The organism is Streptomyces sp. NPDC059355, from assembly GCF_042752335.1.
Taxonomy (GTDB): domain Bacteria; phylum Actinomycetota; class Actinomycetes; order Streptomycetales; family Streptomycetaceae; genus Streptomyces.
In genome coordinates this window covers 47,063-53,232 of the sequence record NZ_JBHYXN010000052.1, presented here as the reverse complement: position 1 = coordinate 53,232, position 6,170 = coordinate 47,063, and the positions used below count along the sequence as shown (strand labels likewise).

The window sequence follows — 6,170 nt, the reverse complement described above, 5'->3', positions numbered from 1 at the left end:
TGGCAGCAAGGCCACCGCCCCGAGCGCACCCGCACCACTCACTTACGCCGCCTCCTCGCACATCCCTCGAAATGAAAGATCAGCAACGGGGTCCTTCAGGACGGGGAGGTCTCAAAGCGACTGGAAGTCGATGCGTTCGGCGACGAGGTGGAGTTCCTCCATCGCGACCTCCCCGCCCCCCTTGCCCGTGAGGGTGGGGCCGACCCACTTCTTGGGCTGGGCGGCGCGCAGCACCCAGGCGCAGACCGGCTGGCGTCCCTCGTCGTGGAGGGTGACGGTGACGGTGCGGGCGTCGTACTCGCCCTCGCGGGTGGCCTTGATCCAGTTGAAGAGGCGCAGATCGCCGATGATGCCGCGCTTGAGGGTGACGTCGTTGGTCGTGTTGGTGTTGGCGATCTTGCGGACGTGGTTCTCGGGGTCGTTGCCGTTGCGGTACTCGGAGAACTTCACCTCGTTGCCGGCTCCGCTGAAGTCGGAGAAGCCCCCGGCGATCTGGTCCTCGCCGCCGGTGTCGCCGAGTTTGACGAGGAAGTTGAAGGCTCCGTAGGGGTTGTTGCGCGTGGCCATGGGTGGTGTCTCCCGTTCTGCGGGCGTCAGCCGCGCTGTGCGTCGGCCGTGAACTGTCCGATGCGGAACACGACGAACTCGGCCGGGTAGGTGGGGGCCACCCCGATCAGGCAGATCAACCGCCCGTTGTCGAGGTCGTTCTGGGTCATGGTGGTGCGGTCGCAGCGGACGAAGAAGGCCTCCTCGGGCTTGGTGCCGAGCAGGGCCCCGGTCCGCCAGACGGTGATCAGGAAGTCCTCGACGGTCTGCCGTACGGAGGCCCACAGCCGCTCGTTGTTCGGCTCGAACACCGCCCACTGGGTGGACTTCTCGATGGAGTGCTCCAGGTAGATGAAGAGCCTGCGCACGTTGACGTACTTCCACTCCGGGTCCGAGCTCATCGTCCGGGCGCCCCACACCCGCCGGGCCCGGCCCTCGAAGAAGCGCAGGGCGTTGACGCCCTCCGGGTTGAGCACGGACTGCCGGTCGTAGGTCACGTTGGCGGTGAAGTCGTTGATGCCGAGCAGGACTTCGTTGGCCGGGGCCTTGTGCACCCCGCGCTCCACGTCGCTGCGGGCGTAGACCCCGGCGACGTATCCGGAGGGCGGCACGTCGATCACGGGCGGCGGCGCTCCGGGGTCGGGGCGCCGGCTCGGATCGGTGATCCGTACCCAGGGGTAGTAGAGCGCGGCGTACTTGGTGTCGAACTGGGCCCGGAAGCGGCGCACTTCGGAGATCGAGCTGTCGCGGGGCGGATCGACGATCGCCATCCGGTAGCGCAGCCTCTCGCAGTGCCCGATGAGGAGGTCGACGGCGGTCTTCTGCTCGGCGGCGGGCAGGGTGACGGTGTCCGGGAGGGCGACGATGGCGATGTCGTCGATCTCGGCGAGCGCGCCGAGCCCGCGGGCGGGATCGGTGAGGCTGTCCGGATTGGCCTCCTTGCCGCCGAGGTCCTGCGCGGTCGGCTCCAGTCCGTCGCCGCCGCGGGTCAGGTGGACGCCGGGCTGCCCGAGGCCGAGCAGGGCGACGAGCCGGGCGCCGGGGAGCGTCGGCGGTGCTCCGGCCGCGGGCTTCACCGTCTCCAGCCAGACGAGGGAGAACTCGTCGGCCGGATCGGCGGCCTGCAGTACGTTGCCCACCGAGCGCGGGTGCCGGTCGTCGAGCTCCAGCTCGTTGTACACGTCGACGCGCTCGCCCAGGCGCACGGTGACGGCCAGCGTCAGGTGGAAGGCGGCGGTTCCGGCCTCGACGGGCTCGAAATCGCCCTGGCCCTTCAGGTATCCGAGGACCCCGTCGGCGCGGCGCACGACGGTCCTGACGGTGGTGGGCACCGGTGGCGTGACGTCGGACGGGGAGGGCGCGTTCCCGCCGCTCAGCGGGAGGACCTCCACGGCGGCGCCCGCCTGTACGCCGGTGAGCCGGGGCGCTCCGTCGGCGCCGGCGATCAGGATGTTCTTGCCGCGCCGGAAGGTCACCGCCACGGCGATCCGGGCACCGGCGGAGCCCGGCCAGCGAGCCCGCCAGTACAGCAGCGGGGTGCCCGCCGCCGGGACGGCCAGGGAGGCGAAGTTGGCGTCGACGGCGGGGGGCGCGTCCTCGGCGGCGCTCGTACGGACGAAGGGGAAGACCCGGGAGACGTAGAGGCGGCGCCCGCCGTTGGCGAAGAAGGCCCGGGCCGCCAGGGCGAGCTGGCAGTCCTCCTCGCCGATCTTCAGCCCGCCGAAGGCCCGTTCGTACTCGGTGTAGCTCGTCACCAGCGCCGGTCCCGGCAGCACGGTGGGGCCGCCCGGCAGGAGGTACGGCACCGGTCCGTACTCGGTGCGCCCCGCCATGCCGAACGTGCTGGTCGGCACTCCCTCGATGGACCGTGAACGGAAGCTGGTCTCCTCGACGTAGACGCCGGGGGTCAGGTACTCGGGCATGTACGGGTCTCCTCGGTCACGGGTCAGGCGGGTACGTGCGGCACGTCGGCGGCGTGGACCACCTGGCCGACGGTGAGGGCGCGGACGGTGTCGGCGGCGGCGGTGCGGTACCCGGCCGGGCGGGCGGTGCCGCGCAGCACCGCGTTGTCGAGGTCCTGCGGCCGGGGCGGGTTGGCGCTGCGCTCGACCGGCTCCGCGACGAGGTCGGCCGGCGGATCTGCCGACGCACCCGCCGGCGGGTCGGGGGCGTGGGTGCGCAGCGCGACGGCGAACCGGGAGGGCGGCGGGTACGGGAGCACCCCGACCCCGTCGATGAGCAGCAGCACCTGGCCGTGCTCGTCGCCGTGGGCCCAGCCGAGCGGGACTCCGCCCGGCCCGAAGGCGTCCACCCGCGGCCAGCGCACGGGGGTGGCGGCGGCGTCCGGGCGTACGACGCGCAGCCGCAGGCCGGTCGTGCCCTGTGGGACCGGGTAGGCGGGGCCGGGCAGCAGCCAGGGGACCAACAGCCGGGCGTCGGCGCGGACGTGGGGGGCGGTGGGCGGCCGCTCGTCGGCGCCGGAGACTTCGGCGCGGGTCCACAGCGGTACGGTGAAACGGCGCGGTATCCAGCGGCGGGCGGGATCTTCGATCCGTACGGTGACGGCGGCCGGGAGGACGCCCGCGGTGGTGTGGCGCAGGACGTACCCGGTGGCGCCGTGCCCTTCGAGCGGGCGGACCAGGTCCTGCGGGCGGCGCTGCCGGCGGCCCGGTACGGGCTCGCCCTCGCAGCCCACGCGCAGCCCCGGCCCGGCGGCGGCCCGGCTCCTGGCGTCCAGGGGCCGTACGGCCAGCGCGAGCCGGTGCAGTACGTCGACCGGACCGGCCTCCACGGCGATCCGCCGGTCCGCCCCGCCGGAGCCTCCCGTCCCCGGCGTCATCGGAGCGGCTCCGCCGACGATCCGGCCGACGACCCGGCGGTGACCACGGTGACCTCGCCCGCGGCGGGGCCGGCCGGCCCGTCGATCCGGACGACCCGGGCGACGTACGGCAGGCAGAGCCGGTAGTCGGTGGTCATCGCCTGGAAGGCCTCGCTCATCGAGTCCATCGCCAGCTCGTCGGGGACGATCTGCACCGAGTCCCCGGCGAGCCAGTCCCCGCTCGGGTGCAGCAGCGGCCCGGTGAGCACTCCCTCGCACTCCAGGATCCGGGCGGCCAGCCCCAGCCATTCGAGCTCCGCCTCCACGAACCGGTCCCAGGCGGCGATCATCAGGTGCATCCGCAGCGGCAGCCGGGGCAGCCCGTCCTGGGCGGCCATCGCCGCCAGCGCGGGCCGGGTCTCGCGGTCGATGCTCAGGCGGTAGCAGTAGACGGACACCGCCGGATTGCGGATGACGGAGCCCGGGGTGTCCACCTTGTCGAAGTCGACAGGTCCGGCGAGGACCGCCTCCGGGCGGCGCCCTGCCGGGATCTCCTCGGCGAAGCGCCGGTTGAGCAGCGCGACGACGCTGCGCCCCACGGCGGCGAGTGCCCGGTATCCAGCCATGGGCCGATGCTGCGGCCCCTCCCGTCACCGGCGCGTTGCGCGGGCGGCGGGCGGCGATGGCCGGGCGACGAACCGGTGACACCAACCGGCCCACACTCGGGTGCGCCTGCCCCCTCACCCAGGAGAGCCCACCATGAGCAGCACTGCGCACCACCCCCCGGCCGCCGGCACGGGCGGCTGCGATCCCGGCGCGATCGACGAGCTCGCCTGCGTCGCAGCGGGCATCCAGCGCCGGGCCGAGGTCACCCAGCAGCACCTGCCCCAACTACGCGAGTTCCAGGAGAAGTTCAACAGCGCGCGGACCGAGTACACCAAGGCCCGGCTGGCCGCGAAGACCGATCTGGACGAGGCGGCGGCGACACTCGCCAAGGTCCGCGAGCAGATCCGCTGCCGGGTCACCCACGAGCAGCGCCACTGCCTGCAGCAGGCCGTCGACAAGGTCTTCGACGAGATCCGCCGCTGCACGGGCGGCCGGGGCTGCTGCGTGGACGACTGCGGGTGCGATGTCGACGACACGGTCGGCCGGGAGGACACGGTCGCCACCCTGGCGGCGCGCATCGCCCGGTACACGGCGGACACCTCGAAGGCCGCGGCCTGCTTCACCGACCTGGACGGGGAGCTGACGGCGCTGCCGGAGCGCGCGGCGAAGATCAGGACGGACGCCGCCCAGCTGCTGGCGGACGTCTGCGACGCGGTCCTGGGCAAGGACGTCGTACGCCTCTACGCGCGCCTGCTGGTGCTGCTCCGCCGCAGCGCGGAGGCCTGGCGGGGCTTCACCACGGTCTCCGAGTTCGTCGACTGCCTCTGCAAGGCCCTGCTGTGCGTGTTCAAGGGCTGGCAGGCGATCGCCGTGCTGGAGGGGGCCCGCGCCGAGCTGCTGTGCAAGGAGGAGACGCGGAAGAAGGCGTGCGAGCGCAAGCAGAAGGAGACGGTCGAGGAGGTGATGGCGGAGTACACCCGGCTGTGCCCGCCGTGCGCCGCGCACTCCGACGAGGCCGAGGAGGAGGATCCGGACGAGGACCGCACCGCCGACGCGGCCTAGGTCGTGTCGTCAAAGTCCCGTCTGGCCGGCGGGGCCTGGCACGCACGCTCGCCGCGTTGTCGTCGGTCACCGACATCCCCCAGCTACCGCTGGGAGGTGCCCCCACCGCGTCGATTCCCTCCTCCGCCTTGCGATCGCACGCACCAGACCCCGCCGGCCCCGCCCTCCCGGGCGGCCGACGCCACTTTGACGACACTCCCTAGGCTCCCCTGACCCGGGGTCTCAGCCGTGCGGGCCCGCAGGCCCGGGCCCCGGTGCGGGGGCTGGGGCGGGGGCTGGGGCGGCCGCGGCCGCCAGCAGTTGGCGCAGCGCCGGTCCCGGAGGCCCCGGCAGCACCGCCAGGTACGTCGTCAGGGCCGGCCGGGTCAGCGGCCGGATCGCGGTGCGCGGCAGCCTCGGCAGCGGCCCCACCTCGTAGAACACCGTCCAGGACGGGGCCAGGGGGCTCTCGCCGATCGACGTCAGTGTGGCGAGCAGGTCGGTGAAGGGCGGCCCGGCCGGTGCCGCGGCCAGCGGGGCGACCAGGTCGTGGAAGGGCGGGTTGTCCTCGCGCGCGGCCAGCCGCAGCGGCAGGTGCGCCAGCTGCTCCGGGCCGAGCTCCTCGGCGGCGGCCAGCGGATGCCCGCCCGGCAGGGCCGCGTACAGCCGGTCCCGCCACAGCGGCAGCAGCTCCAGGCCGGGGGCGTCGGGCCGGGCCCGGACCAGCGCGGCGTCCAGCTCGCCCGAACGCACCGCCGCGAGCCGCTCGGTCACCGGCAGCCGGACCGGCCGCACCCGCAGCCCCGGTGCGCGGTCGGCGAGCTCCTCCAGCAGGCGGTAGACCCGGTCCCCCGGACCGTGCACCGTACCCAGCCTGAGCACTCCGGTCGCGCCCGCCGCGACCTCGGCGGCCACCTCCCGCGTGCGGGCGGCCGCGGCGAGCACCGCCCGCGCCTCCGGGAGCAGCCGCTCCCCGGCGCCGGTGAGGCCCACCCTGCGGGTGGTGCGGGTGAACAGGACCAGGCCCAGTTCCCGTTCCAGCAGGCCGATCTGACGGCTCACCGCCGACTGGACGGTGTGCAGCCGCTCGGCGGCCCGGCCGAAGCCCCCTTCCTCGGTGACGGCCACGAAGTACCGCAGCTGCCGTAGTTCCATCCGC

Annotated in this window: 6 protein-coding genes; 1 reads left to right on the top strand and 5 read right to left on the bottom strand. The window is 73.9% G+C overall.

Going from position 1 to position 6,170, the window contains the following annotated elements; genetic code table 11:
- Positions 1–111 precede the first annotated feature (111 nt).
- The 4 genes from ACFXGI_RS33560 to ACFXGI_RS33545 are packed head-to-tail and all read right to left on the bottom strand — an operon-like array spanning position 112 to position 3,990.
- On the bottom strand, positions 112–567 hold the full coding sequence (locus tag ACFXGI_RS33560; protein WP_030858299.1) for a phage tail protein: 456 nt from the start codon (positions 565–567) through the stop codon (positions 112–114).
- Between the two features lie 26 nt (positions 568–593).
- On the bottom strand, positions 594–2,468 hold the full coding sequence (locus ACFXGI_RS33555) for a phage tail sheath family protein (protein WP_384715086.1): 1,875 nt from the start codon (positions 2,466–2,468) through the stop codon (positions 594–596).
- 23 nt (positions 2,469–2,491) lie between these two features.
- Positions 2,492–3,385, bottom strand: a complete 894-nt coding sequence (locus ACFXGI_RS33550; RefSeq protein ID WP_384715083.1) for a hypothetical protein — start codon at positions 3,383–3,385, stop codon at positions 2,492–2,494.
- The gene (locus tag ACFXGI_RS33545; RefSeq protein ID WP_384715080.1) at positions 3,382–3,990 is read right to left on the bottom strand and encodes a DUF4255 domain-containing protein; all 609 of its coding nucleotides are present in this window, start codon (positions 3,988–3,990) and stop codon (positions 3,382–3,384) included. Before ACFXGI_RS33545 ends, ACFXGI_RS33550 begins: the two co-directional genes overlap by 4 nt.
- Before the next feature lie 133 nt (positions 3,991–4,123).
- On the opposite strand from ACFXGI_RS33545, the gene ACFXGI_RS33540 reads away from it, so the two are divergent.
- Positions 4,124–5,032 (top strand): hypothetical protein, encoded by a 909-nt coding sequence (locus ACFXGI_RS33540; RefSeq protein ID WP_384715077.1) that lies wholly within the window; start codon positions 4,124–4,126, stop codon positions 5,030–5,032.
- 222 nt (positions 5,033–5,254) lie between these two features.
- Here the strand turns inward: ACFXGI_RS33540 and ACFXGI_RS33535 are convergent, their stop codons facing one another.
- Positions 5,255–6,166, bottom strand: a complete 912-nt coding sequence (locus ACFXGI_RS33535) for a LysR family transcriptional regulator (RefSeq protein ID WP_384715074.1) — start codon at positions 6,164–6,166, stop codon at positions 5,255–5,257.
- Positions 6,167–6,170: the final 4 nt, after the last annotated feature.